This is a genomic window from Exiguobacterium sp. s39, assembly GCF_018618925.1.
In the GTDB taxonomy this organism is placed as follows: Bacteria; Bacillota; Bacilli; order Exiguobacteriales; family Exiguobacteriaceae; genus Exiguobacterium_A; species Exiguobacterium_A abrahamii.
The window spans coordinates 1-20,930 of sequence record NZ_JACSNA010000003.1 but is presented as its reverse complement, the minus strand read 5'-3'; the positions used below and the strand labels follow the sequence as shown (position 1 = coordinate 20,930).

25 protein-coding genes, 8 tRNA genes and 1 riboswitch are annotated in these 20,930 nt (G+C 47.6%); of the genes, 26 read left to right on the top strand and 7 right to left on the bottom strand.

Going from position 1 to position 20,930, the window contains the following annotated elements; genetic code table 11:
* Positions 1 to 127: 127 nt before the first annotated feature.
* Together KNQ11_RS13315 and KNQ11_RS13310 are read left to right on the top strand one after the other, a co-directional pair.
* Positions 128 to 1,573, top strand: a complete 1,446-nt coding sequence (locus KNQ11_RS13315) for an alanine/glycine:cation symporter family protein (RefSeq protein WP_214725078.1) — start codon at positions 128 to 130, stop codon at positions 1,571 to 1,573.
* A gap of 86 nt (positions 1,574 to 1,659) precedes the next feature.
* Positions 1,660 to 2,121: a hypothetical protein gene (locus KNQ11_RS13310; RefSeq protein ID WP_029342856.1), complete on the top strand. Its 462-nt coding sequence runs from the start codon at positions 1,660 to 1,662 to the stop codon at positions 2,119 to 2,121.
* Positions 2,122 to 2,460: 339 nt separating this feature from the next.
* On the opposite strand, the gene KNQ11_RS13305 is transcribed toward KNQ11_RS13310, so the two are convergent.
* A complete protein-coding gene (locus KNQ11_RS13305) occupies positions 2,461 to 3,273 on the bottom strand; it encodes an aldo/keto reductase (RefSeq protein WP_029342855.1) in 813 nt (270 codons plus the stop codon).
* A 157-nt stretch (positions 3,274 to 3,430) separates the two neighbouring features.
* On the opposite strand from KNQ11_RS13305, the gene KNQ11_RS13300 reads away from it, so the two are divergent.
* Positions 3,431 to 3,634: a hypothetical protein gene (locus KNQ11_RS13300; RefSeq protein WP_149427980.1), complete on the top strand. Its 204-nt coding sequence runs from the start codon at positions 3,431 to 3,433 to the stop codon at positions 3,632 to 3,634.
* Between the two features lie 43 nt (positions 3,635 to 3,677).
* Here the strand turns inward: KNQ11_RS13300 and KNQ11_RS13295 are convergent, their stop codons facing one another.
* Positions 3,678 to 4,988 (bottom strand): Na+/H+ antiporter NhaC family protein, encoded by a 1,311-nt coding sequence (locus tag KNQ11_RS13295; protein ID WP_075642934.1) that lies wholly within the window; start codon positions 4,986 to 4,988, stop codon positions 3,678 to 3,680.
* An 81-nt stretch (positions 4,989 to 5,069) separates the two neighbouring features.
* A riboswitch (SAM riboswitch) is annotated at positions 5,070 to 5,174 on the bottom strand.
* Positions 5,175 to 5,243: 69 nt separating this feature from the next.
* Positions 5,244 to 6,257, bottom strand: a complete 1,014-nt coding sequence (locus KNQ11_RS13290) for a metal ABC transporter solute-binding protein, Zn/Mn family (RefSeq protein ID WP_214772240.1) — start codon at positions 6,255 to 6,257, stop codon at positions 5,244 to 5,246.
* 169 nt (positions 6,258 to 6,426) lie between these two features.
* Between KNQ11_RS13290 and KNQ11_RS13285 the strand changes: the two genes are divergently transcribed.
* Together KNQ11_RS13285 and KNQ11_RS13280 are read left to right on the top strand one after the other, a co-directional pair.
* The gene (locus KNQ11_RS13285; RefSeq protein ID WP_214772232.1) at positions 6,427 to 7,416 is read left to right on the top strand and encodes an alpha/beta hydrolase; all 990 of its coding nucleotides are present in this window, start codon (positions 6,427 to 6,429) and stop codon (positions 7,414 to 7,416) included.
* Between the two features lie 17 nt (positions 7,417 to 7,433).
* A complete protein-coding gene (locus KNQ11_RS13280) occupies positions 7,434 to 8,024 on the top strand; it encodes a histidine phosphatase family protein (protein ID WP_214772230.1) in 591 nt (196 codons plus the stop codon).
* Here the strand turns inward: KNQ11_RS13280 and KNQ11_RS13275 are convergent.
* Complete coding sequence (locus tag KNQ11_RS13275) at positions 8,021 to 8,512, bottom strand: YwpF family protein (RefSeq protein WP_023469634.1); 492 nt, start codon at positions 8,510 to 8,512, stop codon at positions 8,021 to 8,023. The two genes, KNQ11_RS13280 and KNQ11_RS13275, sit on opposite strands and share 4 nt — an antisense overlap.
* A 142-nt stretch (positions 8,513 to 8,654) precedes the next feature.
* On the opposite strand from KNQ11_RS13275, the gene KNQ11_RS13270 reads away from it, so the two are divergent.
* Positions 8,655 to 8,981 (top strand): hypothetical protein, encoded by a 327-nt coding sequence (locus tag KNQ11_RS13270; RefSeq protein WP_029342848.1) that lies wholly within the window; start codon positions 8,655 to 8,657, stop codon positions 8,979 to 8,981.
* A 50-nt stretch (positions 8,982 to 9,031) separates the two neighbouring features.
* On the opposite strand, the gene KNQ11_RS13265 is transcribed toward KNQ11_RS13270, so the two are convergent.
* Positions 9,032 to 10,483 carry a nicotinate phosphoribosyltransferase gene (locus tag KNQ11_RS13265; RefSeq protein ID WP_029342847.1) on the bottom strand — a complete coding sequence of 484 codons (1,452 nt, stop codon included), beginning with the start codon at positions 10,481 to 10,483 and terminating at the stop codon, positions 9,032 to 9,034.
* 17 nt (positions 10,484 to 10,500) lie between these two features.
* The gene (locus KNQ11_RS13260; protein WP_050678478.1) at positions 10,501 to 11,034 is read right to left on the bottom strand and encodes a cysteine hydrolase family protein; all 534 of its coding nucleotides are present in this window, start codon (positions 11,032 to 11,034) and stop codon (positions 10,501 to 10,503) included.
* 163 nt (positions 11,035 to 11,197) lie between these two features.
* On the opposite strand from KNQ11_RS13260, the gene KNQ11_RS13255 reads away from it, so the two are divergent.
* The 3 genes from KNQ11_RS13255 to KNQ11_RS13245 are packed head-to-tail and all read left to right on the top strand — an operon-like array spanning position 11,198 to position 12,246.
* A complete protein-coding gene (locus tag KNQ11_RS13255; protein ID WP_023469630.1) occupies positions 11,198 to 11,473 on the top strand; it encodes a 4a-hydroxytetrahydrobiopterin dehydratase in 276 nt (91 codons plus the stop codon).
* Positions 11,463 to 11,963, top strand: a complete 501-nt coding sequence (locus KNQ11_RS13250) for a hypothetical protein (RefSeq protein WP_023469629.1) — start codon at positions 11,463 to 11,465, stop codon at positions 11,961 to 11,963. Before KNQ11_RS13255 ends, KNQ11_RS13250 begins: the two co-directional genes overlap by 11 nt.
* A gap of 19 nt (positions 11,964 to 11,982) precedes the next feature.
* Positions 11,983 to 12,246: a hypothetical protein gene (locus KNQ11_RS13245; RefSeq protein WP_023469628.1), complete on the top strand. Its 264-nt coding sequence runs from the start codon at positions 11,983 to 11,985 to the stop codon at positions 12,244 to 12,246.
* 439 nt (positions 12,247 to 12,685) lie between these two features.
* Here the strand turns inward: KNQ11_RS13245 and KNQ11_RS13240 are convergent, their stop codons facing one another.
* Positions 12,686 to 13,426: a rhomboid family intramembrane serine protease gene (locus tag KNQ11_RS13240; RefSeq protein ID WP_064300646.1), complete on the bottom strand. Its 741-nt coding sequence runs from the start codon at positions 13,424 to 13,426 to the stop codon at positions 12,686 to 12,688.
* A 68-nt stretch (positions 13,427 to 13,494) separates the two neighbouring features.
* Between KNQ11_RS13240 and acpS the strand changes: the two genes are divergently transcribed.
* The 17 genes from acpS (at position 13,495) to KNQ11_RS13155 (ending at position 20,929) form a co-directional block, all read left to right on the top strand.
* Positions 13,495 to 13,875, top strand: a complete 381-nt coding sequence (gene acpS, locus KNQ11_RS13235) for a holo-ACP synthase (protein WP_050679019.1) — start codon at positions 13,495 to 13,497, stop codon at positions 13,873 to 13,875.
* Positions 13,853 to 14,926, top strand: coding sequence for an alanine racemase (gene alr / locus KNQ11_RS13230; protein WP_214725070.1), 1,074 nt, complete (start codon positions 13,853 to 13,855; stop codon positions 14,924 to 14,926). Before acpS ends, alr begins: the two co-directional genes overlap by 23 nt.
* 139 nt (positions 14,927 to 15,065) lie before the next feature.
* A complete protein-coding gene (locus KNQ11_RS13225) occupies positions 15,066 to 15,290 on the top strand; it encodes a hypothetical protein (protein ID WP_023469624.1) in 225 nt (74 codons plus the stop codon).
* Between the two features lie 3 nt (positions 15,291 to 15,293).
* Positions 15,294 to 15,644, top strand: a complete 351-nt coding sequence (locus tag KNQ11_RS13220; RefSeq protein ID WP_023469623.1) for a type II toxin-antitoxin system PemK/MazF family toxin — start codon at positions 15,294 to 15,296, stop codon at positions 15,642 to 15,644.
* A 194-nt stretch (positions 15,645 to 15,838) separates the two neighbouring features.
* A complete protein-coding gene (locus KNQ11_RS13215; RefSeq protein ID WP_023469622.1) occupies positions 15,839 to 16,165 on the top strand; it encodes an STAS domain-containing protein in 327 nt (108 codons plus the stop codon).
* Positions 16,162 to 16,644 carry an anti-sigma B factor RsbW gene (gene rsbW / locus KNQ11_RS13210; protein ID WP_023469621.1) on the top strand — a complete coding sequence of 161 codons (483 nt, stop codon included), beginning with the start codon at positions 16,162 to 16,164 and terminating at the stop codon, positions 16,642 to 16,644. The genes KNQ11_RS13215 and rsbW overlap by 4 nt, the downstream gene beginning before the upstream one ends.
* Entirely contained in the window at positions 16,610 to 17,407 is a 798-nt protein-coding gene (gene sigB / locus KNQ11_RS13205; RefSeq protein ID WP_023469620.1) for an RNA polymerase sigma factor SigB, read from the top strand. Before rsbW ends, sigB begins: the two co-directional genes overlap by 35 nt.
* 63 nt (positions 17,408 to 17,470) lie before the next feature.
* A complete protein-coding gene (locus KNQ11_RS13200) occupies positions 17,471 to 19,591 on the top strand; it encodes a Tex family protein (protein WP_214772228.1) in 2,121 nt (706 codons plus the stop codon).
* Positions 19,588 to 20,028 (top strand): SprT family protein, encoded by a 441-nt coding sequence (locus KNQ11_RS13195; RefSeq protein ID WP_195865960.1) that lies wholly within the window; start codon positions 19,588 to 19,590, stop codon positions 20,026 to 20,028. The genes KNQ11_RS13200 and KNQ11_RS13195 overlap by 4 nt, the downstream gene beginning before the upstream one ends.
* A 149-nt stretch (positions 20,029 to 20,177) precedes the next feature.
* Positions 20,178 to 20,252 (top strand) — tRNA-Asn (locus KNQ11_RS13190).
* A gap of 7 nt (positions 20,253 to 20,259) precedes the next feature.
* Positions 20,260 to 20,351: transfer RNA gene (locus KNQ11_RS13185), tRNA-Ser, on the top strand.
* A 49-nt stretch (positions 20,352 to 20,400) separates the two neighbouring features.
* A tRNA-Glu gene (locus tag KNQ11_RS13180) sits at positions 20,401 to 20,475 on the top strand.
* Between the two features lie 3 nt (positions 20,476 to 20,478).
* Positions 20,479 to 20,554, top strand: a tRNA-Val gene (locus tag KNQ11_RS13175).
* A gap of 36 nt (positions 20,555 to 20,590) precedes the next feature.
* Positions 20,591 to 20,666, top strand: a tRNA-Asp gene (locus tag KNQ11_RS13170).
* A 4-nt stretch (positions 20,667 to 20,670) separates the two neighbouring features.
* Positions 20,671 to 20,742 (top strand) — tRNA-Gln (locus KNQ11_RS13165).
* Positions 20,743 to 20,749: 7 nt separating this feature from the next.
* Positions 20,750 to 20,825 (top strand) — tRNA-Lys (locus KNQ11_RS13160).
* Between the two features lie 17 nt (positions 20,826 to 20,842).
* A tRNA-Leu gene (locus KNQ11_RS13155) sits at positions 20,843 to 20,929 on the top strand.
* The last annotated feature ends 1 nt before the right edge of the window (position 20,930 follow it).

Below are 20,930 nucleotides of genomic sequence, written 5' to 3'. Positions count from 1 at the left end.
CACGTTTTTTGTCGTCTGAGGTATAGATGAGTTTGATTTTTCAAAAAAAATTGCGTATGATAATTCACATGTGAAAAAAGTTTACATCTAAAAAGAGAAACTATGTGGTGGAAGTGGAGGGAATCGGATGGAGAAGCAGGTAATGGATGTAGTCAGTAGAATCAGTGATATGTTATGGACAAACGTACTGATCATCTTACTCATCGGATTAGGCATTTATTTTACATTCCGGATGCGGTTCGTTCAATTCCGGATGATACCGGAGATGTTACGCTTACTGTTCCAAGGAACGGATAAAGGGAAAGACGGCGTGTCGCCATTCCAAGCATTTGCGATCAGTACGGCAGCACGTGTCGGTACTGGTAATATCGCGGGTGTCGCGACAGCGATCGCACTCGGTGGACCAGGAGCGGTCTTCTGGATGTGGTTGATCGCCTTGATCGGTTCGGCATCGGCATTCGTCGAGAGTACACTCGCGCAGATCTACAAGGTACGGGACGATAAGGCATGGCGTGGGGGCCCTGCCTATTACATGGAAAAAGCACTCGGTCAACGTTGGTTAGGGATTTTATTTAGTATCTTGATTACGATCTCATTCGGATTTGTCTTCAATTCCGTTCAATCGAATACGATCTCGCTTTCACTTCAAAATCAATACGGCTTTGATAAGACATGGATTACGGTCGGACTAGTCGTGCTGACGGCACTTGTCATCTTTGGTGGCGTCCGTAGTATCGCAACCGTCGCGTCGTTCCTCGTACCGATCATGGCCGGTGGTTATATTCTGATCGCACTCTACATCATGGCTACGAATCTTGAAGTACTGCCAAGTATTTTTAAATTGATCTTCCAAGAAGGTCTATTCGAATTCAAGACACTCGCAGGTGGTGCAGTAGGTGCAGCACTTTTGAACGGGATTCGTCGTGGTTTGTTCTCGAACGAAGCCGGTATGGGTTCAGCGCCGAACGCGGCGGCAACAGCGGAAGTCTCTCACCCGGTCAAACAAGGGTTGATTCAATCGTTTGCGGTCTTCGTTGATACGTTGATGGTCTGTTCGGCGACAGCGATGATCGTTCTCGTCAGTGGAGTGGCAACAAAGGATGCTAGTGGTCAACCGGTAGCTGGGATCGACTTAGCGCAAGGTGCGCTCGCATCACAAGTGGGATCACTCGCGACAGGATTCATGGTCGTCGCGATTTTCCTCTTTGCTTTTAGTTCTGTCGTCGGAAACTACTACTACGGTGAATCGAATATCAACTTCATCCGTGAAAATAAACAAGTCTTGATGGCGTATCGTGTACTCGTTCTCGTCATGATCGTCTTCGGTTCACTCGTTGAATCGGCGAACCTCGTGTGGGCATTAGCAGATATCTTTATGGGACTGATGGCGATCGTTAACTTGTATGCGATCTTCCGTCTCTCGAAAATCGCGAAACTAGCGCTCGAAGATTATGTCGGGCAACGAAAAGCTGGAAAAGAGCCACGATTCTATACGGACTCGATTCCGAACTTGCCAGGGAAAGATACGCTTGAAGCATGGCAAGAATCAGAAAAAGACGAAAAAGCAATTTAAGGAAAAGGGAGTCAGAGAAATCTGGCTCTTTTTTTGTATAGAACGAATTTAAAAAGGGAATACAGAGTACAGAAGGGAGGGGGAGAATGGAAAACGTACATTTCGTCCGCGTCACGGATGCGGTCTGGGAGTCGTTCGGAAACGATCCCCACATCATCATGGATTGGATTTTATTCATTCATGAGACACAACCCGATCATGAACAATTGTTCGCCCTCGAACAGACGAACGCCATCTATCATTTGATGAATCAAATCGATATCTATATTGATCAAGACACACATTACAACCTGGGACGAGCGATCGTTGGCGAAGAGTTGATCGTCAATGAGGAGAAAGCGGCGATTGTCGGTATTCTGCCCTTGCCACTCCTCATCATCTCGGCTGAGGTGATGCGGAATTTTGATCAACGGGCACTCGCTTCGATTCATGATGAAGCCGGAACACCGGGCGAATTCGAGGATATCTGGGAACAGTTCGCCGATTTACGTGCCTATTTTCAAAAGGCAGAAGAAGCGGAAGATACGATTTTAATTTATTATGTCTGAACAGCTTAAAGCATAAAAAAGAGACCCGCTTCCGAGTCGTAGACTGGAAACGGGTCTCTCGTCGTTCAGATGAATCAAGAGGCTGACTCAAAAAAGAATGCCGCGTCTTTTCACGCCCTTTACTCAGACGAGACACAAGCCAATTTTCCTGCTTTATTCAAGCAGGAAAACGGGTCTTGTTTGTCTTACAGCGCAAAGATGCGCTTTTTCCTGTAGGAGTTGCGTGAAACGCGTCATTCTTTTTGTTACGAGATAGGGTGGCAGATCATCGTTCTGCCACCCTTCTCTTTGTGGAAACGGACTTTTGAGTCAGCCTCATCTTTTATGTGAATCGCCAGATTAAAAATCGATTTCGTCCGGATCCGGTCCGAGGCGGACATCCGTTGCGATACGATCAATTTTCTCAAGATCATCAGCATCGAGTTGGAAATCAAAGACGTCGAAGTTTTCCGCAATGCGTGCTGGTGTAACGGATTTTGGAAGAGCGACGATGCCGTTGTCGAGATGCCAACGTAAGACGACTTGTGAAGGTGTCTTGCCGTGTTTCTCTGCGATTTCCTTGAAATCGTTGATTTCGAGGAATTTCCCTTGCATGAGTGGGCTCCATGCTTCGACTTGAATGTTGTGATCTTGCAAGTATTCGTGCAGTTCGTGTTGCGGTAATTGTGGATGCAACTCGACTTGGTTGATCATTGGTGCCATCAAGCCCTCTTCTGCCAATGTATCGAGGTGATGTTCTTTGAAGTTCGAGACACCGATCGCTTTGATCTTGCCTGCTTCATACAGTTCAACCATTGCTTTCCACGCTTCGATATAGCCTTCGACCGGCCAGTGGATGAGATAGAGGTCAAGATAATCTGTTTCGAGACGTTCGAGCGATTCTGCGAATGCTTCCTTCGTCCGACCGGCACGAATATCATCGTTCCAGACTTTTGACGTTAAGAAGAGATCCTCACGTTTCACGCCGCTTTCCTTGATTCCTTTTGCGACACCGCGCTCGTTTTTGTAGACAGCAGCCGTATCGATATGACGATAGCCGACACGTAATGCTTCAGCGACAGCAGCAGGTGCTTCTGTCTCTTCATCTACTTGCCAGACACCGAATCCGATTTGGGGAATCGTAATACCGTTTGAAAGTTTTGCGTATTGCATGTGTTACTCCTCCTCATAAAACGTAGTTTAGATTTGCTCGTTTAGTTTAGCATGAACGAACGAAGACGTCCGTTTCCATGCTCATGGAGGAATGAAATAAGGTAAAATAGAAAAGAATCGTGAGATTTAATCGTGTGTTAAAAGAGGGGGAGAAAAGATGGCTCAAAAGAATAAAAAGCTATCCAAATGTACTTGGCTTAGCATTGGCGCCTTGTTAGTAACGCAGGCAGTGGGTCTGTTTCTTAGTGCGCGAAAGTCAGGACGTAATCCATGGGTGTGGGGAGGCGCTGGACTCGTTCAGTTCCCGCTTCCGGCAATCGCTTACTTAATCTTAGAACGACAAGCGAAGCAGAATAAATAATAAAACAGGTCCAATCGTCGACGCGATTGGACCTGTTTTATGGTTACGAAGAAATTTTTTCTTGCTTCGTCGCTGTCTTCTTCATGCGTGGTAAGCCGAAGAAGATGGCAATTGATCCACAGACGAAGAGGAGGAACGGATAGAACAGATACGGAATCAGTTCCGGTGAAGCCGTTTTCGTCAATTCTGCTGCGATCAATAGTTGTGCTCCATACGGAATGATGCCTTGAATACCACAAGAGAAGATATCAAGGATACTCGCCGATTTTTTTCGATCGACTTCATACGTATCGGCGATTTCAGCTGCCAGTGGTCCAGCGACGAGAATCGAGATCGTATTGTTTGCAGTCGCGAGATTCGTTGCACTAACGAGTGCCGCCATACTGAATTCGGCACCACGACGCTGTGAAATCTTGCGTGTCAGCGTCTCTTTTAAGAAGGCGATTCCACCGTTGAACGTAATCAAGCTGACGAGACCACCCATGAGGAGCGTCAAAATGGAGATCTCCGCCATGCCCATCATTCCTTCAGACATCGAGAGGACGAAGCCACTCAAGCCGAAACTACCATCAATCATACCGATGATGCCGGTGAGTAACGTACCACCAATTAAGACAAGAATGACATTGACGCCAAATAGTGCAAGGACGATGACAGCGAGATATGGAATCAACTTGTAGAATTCAAATGCTTTTGCTTCGACGACGTCACCAGAACCAGAAACGAATGCGAGTAGGATGACCGTCAAAATAGCAGCCGGTAGGACGATCATGAAGTTCGTCCGGAATTTATCGCGCATGTTCGTTTTTTGGGTCCGGACGGCGGCAATCGTCGTATCCGAGATGAACGACAAGTTATCGCCGAACATCGATCCACCAACGACAGCAGCCGCTGCGATCGCAACGTTGATGCCTGTCGCTTCATGAATACCGAAGGCGATTGGCGCGAGTGCAGCAATCGTTCCAGTCGATGTCCCCATTGCCATTGAGATGAAGGCAGCGATGATGAACAGACCACTCATGAGGAGCGACGGAGGTAGGAACGTCAAAGCAGCATTAACGGTCGCATCGATGGCGCCGATTGCTTCTGCTGTTCCAGAAAACGTACCGGCTAGTAAGAAGATGAAGACCATGATCATGATATCAGGATTTCCGGCACCCGTTGCGATTCGTTCGACCGTTTGATTGATGGATCCTTTCGTCGTGATTGCAGCAAAAATCAAAGCGATCAGTGCGGCGATAAGGATCGGAAATTTGTAAAAGTCGTCATAGAAGATCCCGGCTCCGATGAAGAGAACTAGGAATACGACGAGGGGAAGCAGTGCCCATTTGTTAGGCGTGATCGTTTCATTCATTGTTGACACCTCGTTTCTCAAAGATACAAAAAAAGACCCCTTCGCAAGAAAGAAGGAGGTCTTTATGAAATAAAGACGCTCTTCTTATCTCTCAAGCTTTCGCTTGCTGGATTTGGCACAGTACGAATCAAATCGTCCGCTGCCGAAACATCATTGGGCCAGTCCCTCCGTTTCTCGCGATAAAAAGAAGTCATTCAATTGTTGTAAAACACGTTTCTTACCGTACCGCATTGAGTAACGCGTGTCAACTGTACTTTACTGAAGTGCCTTTTTCAATGTTTGGACGTTTTCTTCCATCAACTTGAAATACGAGCTGTTTTGTTGCGCTTTCGTGACCGACTCTAGATTATGAATCGTCACGGATTCAGCTCCGATTTCTTTTTGGATGACACGTGCGACCTTCGGTGAGACCGTCTCTTCGAACGCGACGTATTTCAAATCATGCATCCGTGCTTCTTTCACTAAAGCGGCCAGTTGCTTTTGTGACGGTTCATCGGAAGGAGAAATTCCCGCAATCGGCAGTTGTGTGAAACCATATCGTTCTGCGAGGTAACCATAAGCGGCATGCGTAACGAGAAGTTCTTTTTTCGATCCATCAGCGACGGCTTGTTTAAATTGTTCGTCCAATTCATCAGCTTGCTGATCGAACGTTTTCAAGTTTTTTTCGAACGTTGCTTTGTCTTTTGGAGCTTCTTTTGATAAAGCGCTTGTGATCGAACGTGCCATTGCTTTTGCGTTGACAGGGTCGAGCCAGACGTGTGGATCGTATTTTCCGTGGTCATGCCCCTCTTCTTCATGCGCATGTTCGTCCGTTGTATGATCATCATGCCCTTCTTCTTCGTGAGCGTGTTCGTCTTCTGTATGCCCTTCTTCTTCATGTGCATGAAGTGTAGCATCCGATTCTAGCAAGTTGACGTCCTTACTCGTCTCGACGAAGCGGACATCCGTGCCTTTTAGACTCTCCTGGATTTTTTTCGAATACGGCTCGAGCGTCGTACCGGTTAAGAGGAACAAGTCGCCCTTAGCAATCTCGGTGAGTTGTTTTGACGTCGGCTCGTAAGAGTGGGGGTCTGCTCCAGGTGGGACGATCATCTTGACGTTGACTTGATCCCCTCCGATTTCGCGGGCAATAGCAGCCGTCGCGAACGTTGATGCATAGACTTCTGTCTGGGTTTTATCTGAAGTCGATGAATCGGTATTCGAACCGCAAGCAGCGAGAACACTTGCACTTGCGAAAGCGACTGTTAAAGCAGGAATGATTTTTTTCATTATATGATACCTCCATTATTAAAACGTAATTATTCCGATTTGGACTTTCTCACTATAGCGGAACGCTGGTGAAGCGTCAAGTACGAATACCGAGACGTTCGACTTCTTTTAAAACGGGGTAGAAGGATAATAAAGTGAAGAAACTGGCACGTCTTTTGGAGGTGATCAAGTGAAACGTGAAACTGCATGGCTAATGGGGGGAGCTGCGTTATTGACGACGGCAGCAGCGGGAGCGAGTATCTGGAACAATTATGGTGCATTGCTTCGATGGACCGAACCCGCCTTGCCACTCACAGAAAAACAACTTGCACCGCGGACGCTCACCTACAAACAGGTGGGAGACCGCATCTTACAGCTCGATCTCTATTATCCACCGGGAGAAGGACCGTTTCCAGTTGCCATCTATGCACACGGTGGTGCATTCGTTCGTGGAGAGCGCGATGACATGTTTTGCTTTAGTCCAATCGTCGACCGTCTGCTTGAACTCGGAGTTGCCGTCTGTAGTATTGAGTATCGTTTGTTCGAAGAGGGCAGTTATTTTCCGGATAACCTCGAAGATGTACGGGATGCGTTATGTTTTTTGAATAAGGAAGCAGAGGGTCTTCGCATTCTAAGAGGACGGATGATGGTATGGGGAGACTCAGCTGGAGCCGCACTCATGCTGACGACGGCACTTGCCCCATCTGCTTTCGTTGGTGAGCGCGATGAGCGGCACATGCCATTGATCAGTGGTGTGATCGCTTTATATCCACCGACGAACTTTTTGTTGTTTAATTTCATTCAAACTTGGATTGCCCACATTAAGTTCTATAAGGGGGGACGAGAAGAATGGCGTAAGCTGATGACGCACGTCTCACCCGTCACGCACCTAACATCGGATGCCCCGCCCATCATGCTCTTGCACGGTAAAAAAGATCCAATCGTCCCATTTTCTCAAGCCTTGCATTTCGTTGAGAAGGGAGCAGATGTCGGAGCAGATGTTCGTTTGTTTTCCTTTCCGAATGGCACCCACTCACTTGCCAGTTTCGCTCAGACGGAAAATCCGTTAAAGATCGAGCGATTGCTTGAACGAATTGAACGTTTCACCTGCCAGGTACTACTGTTGCCACCGCGACAACTTGCGAATGGAAAACATGATACAATCAGTCATATTTCTTAAATGAGGGAGACAGAGACATGACTGAAATTTGTTTAGTACGGCATGGTCAGACGGATTGGAACTTAAACGAACGGATTCAGGGAAGAGAAGATATCCCGTTGAATGCAACAGGAAGAAGACAAGCGGAACTCAGTGCCGCTTATCTATCGAATGAAAAGTGGGATGTCTTGTTAGCAAGTCCCTTGTCGCGTGCCGTTGAGACAGCAGAAATCATCGGTCGTGCTGTTGGTTTAGCGATTACAGCTACAGACGAGCGACTTGTCGAACGCGAATTCGGAGCCGCTTCCGGTGAACCAGTCGCAGCGATTTACGAGGCCGTTCAAGCGAACGATACGACGCTTGTGCCGGGTCTTGAAACGGAACAAGCCATCCAGGATCGCGTGTTCGAGGCGCTACAGGAAGTGACACGCATGTATGAAGGGAAACGAATTCTAATCGTCTGTCACTCGCATACGATCAAGGCAGCATTATCATCGATTGACGCGACATTTAGTTACCGGACACCTTTGAAAAACGCGTGTGCGAATTATATCCATCATACGGATCGCTATACGATTGATCGAATCAACGTAGCGGACCACATCACGGACGAGGTCGAAAAACCTTAAGAGACGGGCGTGTTCGGATGCTCTGTCAAATATTGTTTGAACGTTTCTTTAGCGATACTTGTGATATGGGCACCACGTTTTGAACGACGATCCTTATACTCCTGAACGAGTTCTTCGCCAGCGAATCCATCTTCGACGACTTCGCGTAAGATCGATTCAGATAAATCATTTTTCATCATGACCATCTTACCTGTGAAGACATACGAGACGTTTTCGCTTAAGACAGTCCGTTCAAGAGGCGTGACGATCATCGCGGCAGGGTCATTATCAGGTCGTGAGATCGTGATTTCAATCAAAGCACGTAAATGTTTTGTGAACAATTCATCGACGATCGGCTGATCCGTCGGAGGAACGACGATTTCTGCAACCCACTGTGCCGTCTGTTCGGTACTGACCGTCAATCCGTCCTGAATGGCGACGGGAATCGTCGTATCACGTCCTGACTCATCCATTAAAATGCGTAATGTGCATAACTTAAAGGTTTTCATGAAAAAATGCCCTCCTTTGATCGCTTACGATTTTCCTACAGTATACCGTGAGGAATGTAAGACGGGAAACTTTTCCTGACGAAATTCGTATGAACTATGTTTAAATAAGACTAGATACTACTAAACAGGAGGATCGTTCATTATGCCGCAAGTACTCATTGGAATATTAGGAATCCTGGGTATCGTTCTACTTGCCCACCATATCATCATGTATTGGCATGCTGAACCGACAGACCGCCCGACGCTTGCATATCGCATTGCGCTCCTGATTGCCTGTTTGCTACTCATTAGTGGAAGTGATCATTTAATCAGTATTTTCTACGCGGATTCCTTAGCTGAATTCGGTCAACGCATCACGTATATCGTCTTCATCGGAGGTGCACTTGGCTTCGCATGGTACTTTCGTAAGAAGATGGAACAAGCGCCAACAGAAATGACACCTGTCGGAAACGAAGCAGGATTAACATGAGAAAAAGCGCCGTTCATCCCGATGGAGGAAGAACGGCGCTTTTTTGTGTCTTATTTTAACCCACTTGCCAGTCGAGTGTCCCGAATCATGTCGAGTTTGAGCTTCCAGAGACGATCGCTGAATGTGACAGCATAAATCTCTGGCAACCGCAGCCGTTTGTACTCTTCCCACAGACGACCGATCTGTGTTTCGTGGAAGTGGCGACTTTCTTCAATCGTTGGGACCGTATAGACCAGTTCTCCATCTTTGAAGATTGGTTCAAGTAACCGCTCGACCTTGAACTGTTCGATGCGATTTCGGAACGATGGGTCTCGGACGTCGATGAGATCGACAGCTTCAAGTGTCGACGGATCTTCGTCCATCAACGTCACGTAATCGCCTTTGAACTTATCCGTCACCGGATCAATGATGCGATAGACTTCTTTGATGTGAGGTGTCGTCGTCTTGGCTTTTGACGAGGATACTTTGATGACGGGTGCGAGCTCGCCATCTACTTCACGCGCGACCAGTTTATAAACCATCCCAAGAGCCGGTTGTTCGTAAGCTGTAATACCACGTGTTCCGACGAGGAATGTATTGGCTTGGGCACCTTGGATGCGTAAGTCCTGAATGACGTACTCATCGAGGTCCCCTGACAAGACGATGTCGACTTCCGGGAAGCCAGCTTCGTCAAGCATGTTACGGGCACGTTTTGACAAGTAAGATAAGTCGCCAGAATCGATCCGGATGCCACGCAGTTTATGCCCTTTGGCTTGGAGCTCCTTTGCAACCGTGATTGCATTCGGAAGACCACTCTTGAGCGTATCGTACGTATCGACGAGTAATGTCGCCTGATCCGGATAATGAGAAGCGAATGTCCGGAATGCCGTCAATTCGTCATCGTGGAATTGAATGTCAGCATGTTCCATCGTTCCACCACACGGAATGCCGAAGTCGCGTCCTGCTGAAGCAAGGCTTGTGACGTCAAAACCAGCCAGGTACGAAGCACGCGTTCCGAAGTAAGCGGCATCGATGCCTTGCGCGCGACGGGCACCAGCTTCGAGGAACTTCGCACGGGGAGCCGATTGACGAATACGTGCGTACTTCGTCGCGATGAGCGATTCGTGGTTCGCGATGTTCAGAATCGCGGTCTGTAAGAGCTTCGCTTCAAAGATGCGTGCCTCGATCCGAATCAGTGGTTCGTTCGGGAAGACGATTTCGCCTTCTTTGACACTTGAGATCGAGCCATTGAACTTGAACTGACGCAGTTCATCCTTGAACTCATCCGGGAAGCCAATCATCTCTTGCAAGTACGTGATATCTTCTTCCGTGAAACGGAGTGTTTGAATATACTCGATGATATTTTCGAGACCTGCAAAGACGACATAGCCTCCTGCGAACGGATTCGAACGGTAGTAAACATCAAAGACGGCACGTTCATTATGACGTCCTTCTTTCCAATAGATATACATCCACCGTGGTAAGTACAGATCGGTATGGAGTGCAAGATTACGTTGTAACATGACGGACAGATCCCTTCTTATTCGCCGACGACTTCTGCGCCGATCGATTGTTTAAAATGTGTAAGCGCCCACTCGTGACCAGTCGCGTTAAAGCTTGCGACCGCATCGGCATGGACGACGATACGATACCCGAGATTGTAGGCATCGACAGCTGTATGAAGGACACAAATATCCGTACAGACACCGACGAGGTGGACTTCGCGGATACCGCGTTCACGCAAGCGTAAATCAAGGTCCGTCCCGGCGAACGCACTGTAACGCGTCTTGTCGATAACGTGATCGGCGACCCGTGCCATGGCTGCGACTTTCCCGAATAGATCACGTCCATGTGTTCCGCGGATATTATGTGGCGGGAAGAGGACGGTTTCCGGGTGGAATGTATCGCCTTCTTCGTGAATATCGTTAGCGATGACTACGTAATCTTCCGTTGAAAACTCCTCCATCAACGTAGCGATCCGTTCTTCAATCGCTTGTCCTGGTTTTCCGCAAGTCAGCTTTCCTTCGTCAGCAACGAAATCGATCGTGTAATCAATGACAATCAGAGCGCGCATATGCGTAAGCCCCTTTCCGATTTTGAATTAGTGTTCTCTTTCACATTGTACTCTATCTCACACAGAAGGCAAAAGGAAGAAATCGGATACAAACAGGTATAGAGAAGTAAAAGAATGGGGTATAAGGTATAGGACGAAAATGATAGTAGAGGAGGAGAAAGGGATGGCTAGGTTGAATGAGTATGAAGTGGAAGAGCGTCTTGAGCGGTTGCAGGATTGGAGTGTCGTGGATGATGAAATCGTCCGGACTTATACACTTGCATCGTTTCCTGCGGCACTGGATTTCGTACAAGAAGTCGGAAGTATCGCTGAAAACTTGAATCATCATCCAAGGATCGTGATCGACTATAAAAACGTCACACTTGCAGCGACGACTCATGATGAAAACGGATTGACGGAAAAAGACTTTCAACTTGCGGAGGCCTGTGATGCCATCTAAACTTTCGATTACATTCGGTAGCGGTTCGTTCGTTGAACAAATTCGTTCCCGTGATGCTCATATTCGTGTCGCTAGCGGAAGCGGCGATGCCATCCTCTGGATGGAGACGGACTCGAAATCACCTTTTCAAAGTGGCAATACCTATACGTTGCTCGAATCACGTGGCAATTTTTCGGACGAAGGCAGTCTCTTCTACTGGTCGATTCCGGCAGATCAAAATAGCGGGGATCTATTCGTACATCAAGTGATGTCGAATCCGAAAGTCATCGGAGCAGAATATGGTGGCTTCCAGGCATTTCGGATTGGACGTGTCGAGAAGGGAACGGATCTTGCCTTATTGATTCAGTTCCAAGAGACAGGGGACGGAGCTCGTTATGCAAAATCAGTTGAACGTCTTACGGTAGACCAGTATGCTGAAGAGGCAGGGAAGTCGTTCGCGCCTTCTCCCGTCATGAAACGGTATCAAATCGTACCACCAACAAATGAGTGAGATGCAGGGGGACTAACAGATGAAGAAGAACTATTTTGTCGTAGCAACACTTGGTGGCGCACTTGTCGGCGCTACTTTATCACTACTGCATAAAGATACGCGCCAAGCGCAGTTTGCAGCAGTGAAACGGACATTCAGCGGCGCAGGAACACAATTGTCTGCTGTCAAACAAGATCCAAAAGGGCGCTTTGAAGAACTAAAAGCACTCTATACGGACAATCAGGAAACAATCCATAACCTGATTGACGACGTGAAGGACTTAGCAGAAGTACTTCGCAAATAAGCAAAAAAAGGACTCACGCGTGTAGCGGAGTCCTTTGAGACTGAAGACAAAGTGTAATTTTTCTCTAACGAGAAGGATTACGCTTTTTTTGTTCGTCTCGCATCGTTTTCCTGGGACAAGCATCGCGCCGCTTCGCTGCAGGGTCGCTCTTGCTTGTTTTTCCCTAGGAAGCGATGTCGAGGGAACAAAATACTTCTCTACTACTTCTTCCGAGTATCAAAAGAATGACGCGTCATACGCCACTCCTACAGGAAAAAACGCGATTTTGCGCTGTCAGAGACAAACAAGACCCGTTTTCCTGCTCGAATGGAGCGGGAAAACTGGCTTGTGTCTCGCCTGAGGAAAGGGCGTGAAAAGATGCGTCATTTTTTGAGTCAGCCCTTTTATCTACAATCTGCAAGAACTCGAGTGTGTAGCGGAGTCCTTTTTGCATGCTGGTTTACAAGTAACGGAAGAATAATCCGAGTACGGCAAACGCGATGATGATATAGAAGAAGATCCGACCAAGTTGACCAGAACCGCTTACGAAGACAGGTCCACCGCTCGAACGACGACCGGTTTGGAACGGACGTGTGAATGGGACGGCACGATTACCAAAGACGAATCCAAAGAGGAATCCGAGGACGAAACCGTACAAGTGACCAAAGACAGCAACGTTCGATCCGAGCAAGGTAAAGACTGCCGTGACCGCAGTAAAGATATACACAAGACGTGTATCGTCTGCTAGGATGACCGTCCGCTTGAATCGACTCAAGTAGACATAAAAACCAAGCAAACCAAGAATGGCACCCGATGCTCCAGCTTGACCATAAAACGGTTCGTTGATTTTCGTGAAGTACGTCAAGATGTTCGCGAGCGTACCAACGAGCAAGTAAAAGGCTGCAAATCGACCATGACCAATCATCCGCTCAAGCGGTGGAGCGAAGATGACGAGAGCAAACGTATTGAACGCAATGTGCCAAAAATCGTAATGCAAGAACGTTGCTGTGACGACACGCCACCATTCACCTTGTTCGATTAAGAGATTGATGGATGCCCCTGCATTTAGAGGAGAGAATGTCAGATTAAGGAGTGGGCCCAACTGTTCGATGACAAACAGGGCAACTTGGATTAAAATGAACAACGAAACGACCGGATAAGAACGTGTGAACGTTTGTAGGTTTTCCGTTCGACTAAACATGACAACACCTCGCTTCATCTTCATTCTATATGAAGATGGCGAAGAATAGAACTGTGGAGGCGTCTCAGATGATTTATGGAATTGGAATCGATTTGGTCGAACTGAATCGAATCGAGCAAACGCTCGAGCGACAGCCACGTTTTGCTGGGAGAATCTTAACCCAGGCAGAGCAGGAACGATTTCAATCGCTCTCGGGACATCGTCGCATCGAGTATCTCGCTGGACGTTTCGCCGCAAAGGAAGCGTTCGTCAAAGCATTCGGAACTGGCGTCGGAAAAGAAGTCTCTTGGCAAGACGTTGAAGTCTTAAACGATGAGACGGGGCGACCGATCATGAGTGGACCATTCGATGGCGTCATCCACGTCTCGATCACACATTCTGAGCATTATGCATCTGCGCAAGTCTTATTAGAGAAGAGGGAATGGGATGTACCGACCAACTTGGATTGAAATCGATCGGGAAGCGATCGCACATAATATACGCGAAATCAAAACACGGATGGGCGAGCAACAGGTGATGGCAGTCGTCAAAGCGGACGGCTATGGTCACGGGGCAGTGACAGTCGCTGAAATCGCTCTTGAGAACGGAGCCGACTTACTCGCTGTCGCACTCCTTGAAGAAGCGATTGAGTTACGAGAAGCGGGCATCCAAGCACCGATTCTGATGCTTGAAGCCTTACTACCAGAACATGCACCAGTCGCTTCGAATTATGATGTCGCCGTTCCTGTCTTTTCAGCCGATTGGCTTCAGGAAGCGAAACGTCATTTGACGGAAATCGATCATCTCCGCTTGCATATCAAGATCGATACGGGAATGGGACGACTCGGACTACAACATGTCGATGAGTTGAAGCGAATTCTTGCTGAGTGCGATGATGATCTCGTCGAACTCGAAGGCATCTATACGCATTTCGCGACTGCTGACGAGCTGAACAGTCAGTTATTCGAGCGCCAGCTCAAGACGTTTTTATCGTATGTCGCACTAGTACCGGATATCCGTTACGTCCACTGTGCCAATTCGGCGGCAGCGATTCGCTTAGCAGGTCAAGCGCCGTTTAACGTCGTACGAGTCGGTATCGCGTTATACGGGGTGATGCCGTCGGATGAGATGGCAGGACATTACGAGTTCTTAAAACCAGCGTTTTCACTGAAAAGTCGTTTGATGCAGGTCAAACAAGTCGAGCCGGGTCAAACGATCAGTTACGGAGCGACTTATACAGCGCCGACGGATGAATGGATCGGTACCGTTCCGATTGGTTACGCGGATGGCTGGTCACGCAAGTTCCAAGGCTATTCGTTGATCGTAGACGGTCTGCCGTGCGAAATCGTCGGTCGTGTCTGCATGGATCGGCTCATGATTCGTTTACCGCGGGAATATCCGATTGGGACGGAAGTCATCTTGATTGGAGAAGGGGCACCAATCGAGGAAGCAGCCCATTGGCTCGGGACGATCAACTATGAAGTTCTGTGTCAATTCTCGAAGCGTGTTCCGCGTCAATGATTCGTACAAGACATCAATAAGATGGCAAAAATATGTTATTTGTTTGAATTTTGATTGTATTTTCTGAATTCGACTGATATATTGAAGTAGAAAGTGAGTCGTTCGTTAAGGTTTCAGTGAATCTGGAGGTGCCATTATCTTGGTCCAACAACGGGAAATGCAGTTTGTTGAGCGAAATGTAGCGAAGGAGACGATTGGGATGAAGTCGAACCATACGACCGAAGAACGCAAGCGTCAGCTACGTGAGGAATTGAAGCGTGGTTACGAAGAAATGGCAGCAATCAATTTATCGATCGTTGGCGAAATGTTCCAGATTGAAACGGAGGCGGAGTTCTCACTCCTACGTCAAGTAAGCGGGGTGTAAGCTTTGATAGTCAAACGTGGCGACGTGTTTTATGCAAATTTGTCACCTGTGGTCGGATCGGAACAAGGGGGAGTTCGTCCCGTGCTTGTTCTACAAAATGATATTGGTAACCGATTCAGCCCGACAGTCATCGTGGCTGCGATCACGGCACAGATCGACAAAGCCAAACTACCGACCCATGTGGAAGTATATCGAGAGCGACACGGATTAGAACGTGATTCGGTCATCTTACTTGAGCAAATCCGGACAATTGATAAACGCCGTCTAACGGATAAAGTCACACATCTAGATCCAGACACGATGATGAAGGTAAATAGTGCCGTCGCAATCAGCTTAGGCTTGGTTGATTTTTAGGCACTTACATAGAAGCGCAACACAAGAAGAGTCGATACTAGCGTATGCGACTTTTTTTGACCTCTTTTTTTATAAAATAGGTTTTAAAGTTTTCACTTCGGGGAAACATACCCAAGTGACCTTTTTATAAAGGGATGAGGTAGGATGAATAGCAAGACCACATAGACAGATTTTCCTTGAGGAGGAACTTGAAGATGGATTTAACAATTAAAACAGAGCAGCTTGACGGTCAGACGCATCTTTATATCGCAGGTGAGATTGATACGTATACAGCACCAAAGCTTCGCCAAGAACTAGTCCCGGCAGTTGAAACAAACGATGTCGTCGTCCATTTGGACGAAGTACACTACATGGATTCGACAGGTCTCGGCGTGTTCGTCGGAGCGCTCAAAGCAGCGAAAAAGAACGGTACATCGTTCACGCTAGTCGGCGTTTCTGAACGCATCCGTCGTCTATTCGAAATCACAGGTCTTTCAAGCATCATTACAATCGATAGTGGTGTAAGAGGTGGAACGCAATGAAGAACGAACAACTAAACATGACATTACCGGCAAAACCGGAATATGTAGCCATTGCTCGTTTGACGGTTTCAGGCGTCGCGAACCGGATGGGATATACGTATGATGACATCGAAGATATCAAGATCGCTGTCTCGGAAGCATGCGCGAACGCTGTTCAACATGCGTACGAAGGAAAAGAAGATGGTAGCATCGCCTTGACATGTAACGTCTATCCAGATGATCGTCTCGAGATTGTCGTCAAGGATAACGGCATTACGTTCGATAAAGATGAGGTCAAACGCCAAAGTGAACCGATTACGGATGCACACGATCTCGATTCCTTGCATGAAGGAGGACTCGGCATCTTGATGATCGAAGCATTGATGGATCAAGTAACGATCGAGAAAGCGAACGGCGTCACTGTCCATATGACAAAATATATGAATAGAGATGAGGTGGGTCAAAGTGCCAGCAAAGTCTCAACAACGCCATCACAGTGATGATGAAGTACTTCGACTGATTGATTTGTATCAGCAGGACGACCAAGATGAGGAAGTGCATGCGGCATTACTCGAGCGTTATTCAGACTTGGTAGAAGCTTTGGCCCGGAAGTTCTCGCGTGGTCGACCGATTCATGACGATCTCGTTCAGGTCGGTATGATTGGGTTGCTCGCAGCGCTTCGCCGCTTCGATAAAGAATTCGGTCGCAGTTTTGAGTCGTTTGCTGTTCCGACGATCATCGGTGAAATCAAACGTTTCATCCGCGATAAGACATGGAGCGTCCACGTTCCACGTCGCATTAAGGAACTCGGACCGAAAATCAAGAAAGCAGTGGAAGAATTGACGACGGAGTTGCAACGCTCTCCGCGCATTGATGAAATTGCTGCGCGTCTTGAAGTATCGGAAGAGGAAGTCCTCGAAACACTTGAGATGGGTAAAAGCTATCAAGCATTATCCGTCGATAGTTCGATTGAGGCAGATCAGGAAGGTAGTACCGTTACGTTACTCGACCTCGTCGGGAATCAAGAAAACGGCTACGACTCCGTCGATCAGCGTCTGATTCTTGAAAAGGCATTTGCTGTCTTAACGGACCGCGAACGTTCGATTCTCGAATGTGCCTACTACCGCAATATGAGTCAAAAAGAAACGGGCGAATTACTCGGCATTTCACAAATGCACGTTTCCCGTCTCCAACGACGTGCTTTGCAGAAGTTACGTGAAGCGATCAAAGTCGAACCAAATGAAGTATTCTCAAAAGACTGACCTTGTGTCAGTCTTTTTTCTTTTCCATGCGTTCTTCGGTATAATGAATGAGAGGTGAAGCAGATGGAAAAGAGAATCGCAAGTGAATTGAATGTACGTCCTGCGCAAGTGAAGGCAGTCTTACAATTGACGGAAGAAGGCGGTACGATTCCGTTCATCGCCCGCTACCGAAAAGAACAGACAGGTGAACTCGATGAGGTCGCGATCAAAGCGATTCTTGATCGACATAAACAATTAACACAACTTGAAAGTAGACGGAGTGACGTCCTTGAAAAAATCGAGGAGCAAGGTGCATTGACGCCGGAACTCCGTCGAACGCTCGAGGAAGCGACGACGTTACAACAAGTCGAAGATATCTATTTACCGTTTCGACCAAAACGTCGGACAAAGGCGGAAATTGCACGGGAAGCAGGGCTTGCACCACTTGCTGACTGGTTCCGCGACAAGTCTGCTTATGATGAAGCGACATTCCATCGCTTGAGCAATGGGCTGGATCCGGAAGAAGCTCTTACCGGGGCACAATCGATCATTGCCGAGGAGTGGGGCGAACAAGCGACGGTGCGTGAGTTCATTCGTAAGCAAATGCGCCGTTCAGCAGAAATCGTTACGAAACAGAAAAAGGATGCAGTCGATGAAAAAGGTGTATTTGCACAGTATTATGCCTACAGTGAACGGATTCAACAGATCGTTCCGCACCGGATTCTTGCGATTAACCGTGCGGAAGCATTGAAAATCGTCTCTGTGAAAGTCGTGTTAGAGGAACAGCAGGTTTTACCAACATTGCTTCGTTCATACGCACAACTGGCGCCAAAGAAACGCGATATCGTCGAAGCGGCGATCACGACGGGCTATAAAAAATCCGTCTTCCCTGCCATCGAACGAGAAATTCGCAATGAACTGACGGAAAAGGCAGAGCTCCAAGCAATCGACGTCTTTGGTAAGAACCTCCGCCAACTCTACATGCAGCCACCGATGAAAGGGAAAGTCATGTTGGGACTGGATCCGGCTTACCGGACAGGATGTAAGTGGGCAGTCATCGATCCGACAGGTGAAATGAAGGAAGTCGGCGTCATCTACGTGACGATGTCAGAACAAAAAGCAAAAGAAGCACGCCAAACTCTTTCGCAGCTCGTCGATACATACGGGATCGAATTGATTGCAATCGGCAATGGTACAGCTTCGCGGGAAACAGAAGCATTCGTTGCGGACTGGATGCAGGGGCAAAAAGATATCGCCTTTACGATCGTCGACGAGGCAGGGGCAAGTATTTATTCTGCTTCAGAGATTGCCCGGACGGAGTTTCCGGAGCTTCAAGTCGAACAACGATCCGCGATTTCGATTGCGCGTCGCCTGCAAGATCCACTGGCTGAACTCGTCAAAGTCGACCCGCAGTCTGTCGGAGTCGGTCAATATCAACATGATGTCTCGCAAACGAAACTGAAGGAGACACTTGATTTCGTCGTCGAGACGGTCGTCAACCAAGTCGGAGTTGATGTTAATACAGCGTCAGAACCGCTTTTGAGTTATGTCGCAGGAATCACGAAAGCGACGGCGAAAAAAATCGTCGAACGTCGCTCGGAACTTGGAACGTTCAAGACGCGTCAGGAATTATTGAAAGTTCCTCGTCTTGGTGCAAAGGCATATGAACAGGCTGCAGGATTCCTGCGAATTCTAGAAGGTACGCATCCGCTCGACCGGACGCCGATTCATCCAGAGCAGTACAAAACAGTCGAGAAGTTGTTCAAGACATTAGGCTTAACACTTGATCAAGTTGGAACGGATACGGTGCGGGAACAATTGTCTACATTGTCATTACCGGAGATGGCACAGACGCTCGAGATCGGAGAACCGACATTACGTGATATCATCGAAGCGTTACAACGTCCGGGTCGTGATCCACGGGAAGCGCTCGATAAACCGTTGCTTCGCCAAGATGTTCTATCGATGGATATGATCCAAGTCGGGATGGAGTTCCAAGGGACGGTCCGGAATGTTCTTGATTTTGGTGCGTTCGTTGATATCGGAGTGAAAGAGAATGGCTTGATTCATATCTCGAAGCTTAGTCGTAAGCGTGTCAAACATCCACTTGATGTCGTCGCTGTCGGGGATATCGTGACGGTATGGGTGACGAATGTTGAACCAGAGCGGGGACGCATTGGTTTGACACTGGTTCCGCCGAAATGACGAATGAACAATTACAACGATACGTCGAGCAACTTTCGCTCGACGTATTTTCCTTACCGTTTCGACATGAAGCTTATTTTAATCCACGACTGAAGACGACAGGTGGTCGCTACTTCTTAGGCGATCACCATTTAGACTTCAATAAACGATATATCGATGACATGAAAGTCTTCCGCGGAATCGTGATTCATGAACTATGTCACTATCATTTACATCTAGCAGGAATGGGACACCGTCATCAAGATCAAGACTTCAAGGAATGGTTAGAGCGCTATGGTGGGCTTCGATACAGTCCCAGAAGACAAGAAGACGAAAAAAAATCCTATCTTTATGAATGTGAGAAATGCAGCACATTATATAGAAGGAAAAGACGCATGAATACGGAAAGATATCGATGTGGTCGGTGTCGTGGAAAGATTTTTTACAAAAGTAGTTGACGTTCATTTCGGAGCATGATAAATTATAGAAGTCGTCAAAACGACAGCAACTAAACAACTTATCGTCGCTAAAAACTTTTTTAAAAAAGCATTGACGGAAAGAAAAAAAGTTGCTACTATATAAAAGTGTTCCGAACAGAACGTAACGTTCCGCAATAGCTCAGCGGTAGAGCAACCGGCTGTTAACCGGTAGGTCGTAGGTTCAAATCCTACTTGCGGAGCCATTCTTTTGGAGATGTACCCAAGTGGCTATAAGGGGCGCCCCTGCTAAGGGTGTAGGCCGGGAAACTGGTGCGAGGGTTCGAATCCCTCCATCTCCGCCAGACCTCTTATGTGAAAATGTTTCTTGAGAATAATTATTAATTACGATATGGCCCGTTGGTCAAGCGGTTAAGACACCGCCCTTTCACGGCGGTAACACGGGTTCGAATCCCGTACGGGTCACCATATGGAGGATTAGCTCAGCTGGGAGAGCACCTGCCTTACAAGCAGGGGGTCGGCGGTTCGATCCCGTCATCCTCCACCATTTCTTTTTAAAGAGTTGTTTACAACTTCAAATTGCGGTCCTGTGGTGTAGCGGTTAACATGCCTGCCTGTCACGCAGGAGATCGCGGGTTCGAATCCCGTCAGGACCGCCATTTTTGGGCTGTAGCCAAGTGGTAAGGCACTGGATTTTGATTCCAGCACGCGAAGGTTCGATCCCTTCCAGCCCAGTTTTTATGTGTCATTAGCTCAGTTGGTAGAGCATCTGACTTTTAATCAGAGGGTCGCAGGTTCGAATCCTGCATGACACACCATTTTTAATTTCATATTTGCGGTCGTGGCGGAATCGGTAGACGCGCTAGGTTGAGGGCCTAGTGGTGGCAACATCGTGGAGGTTCAAGTCCTCTCGACCGCACCAT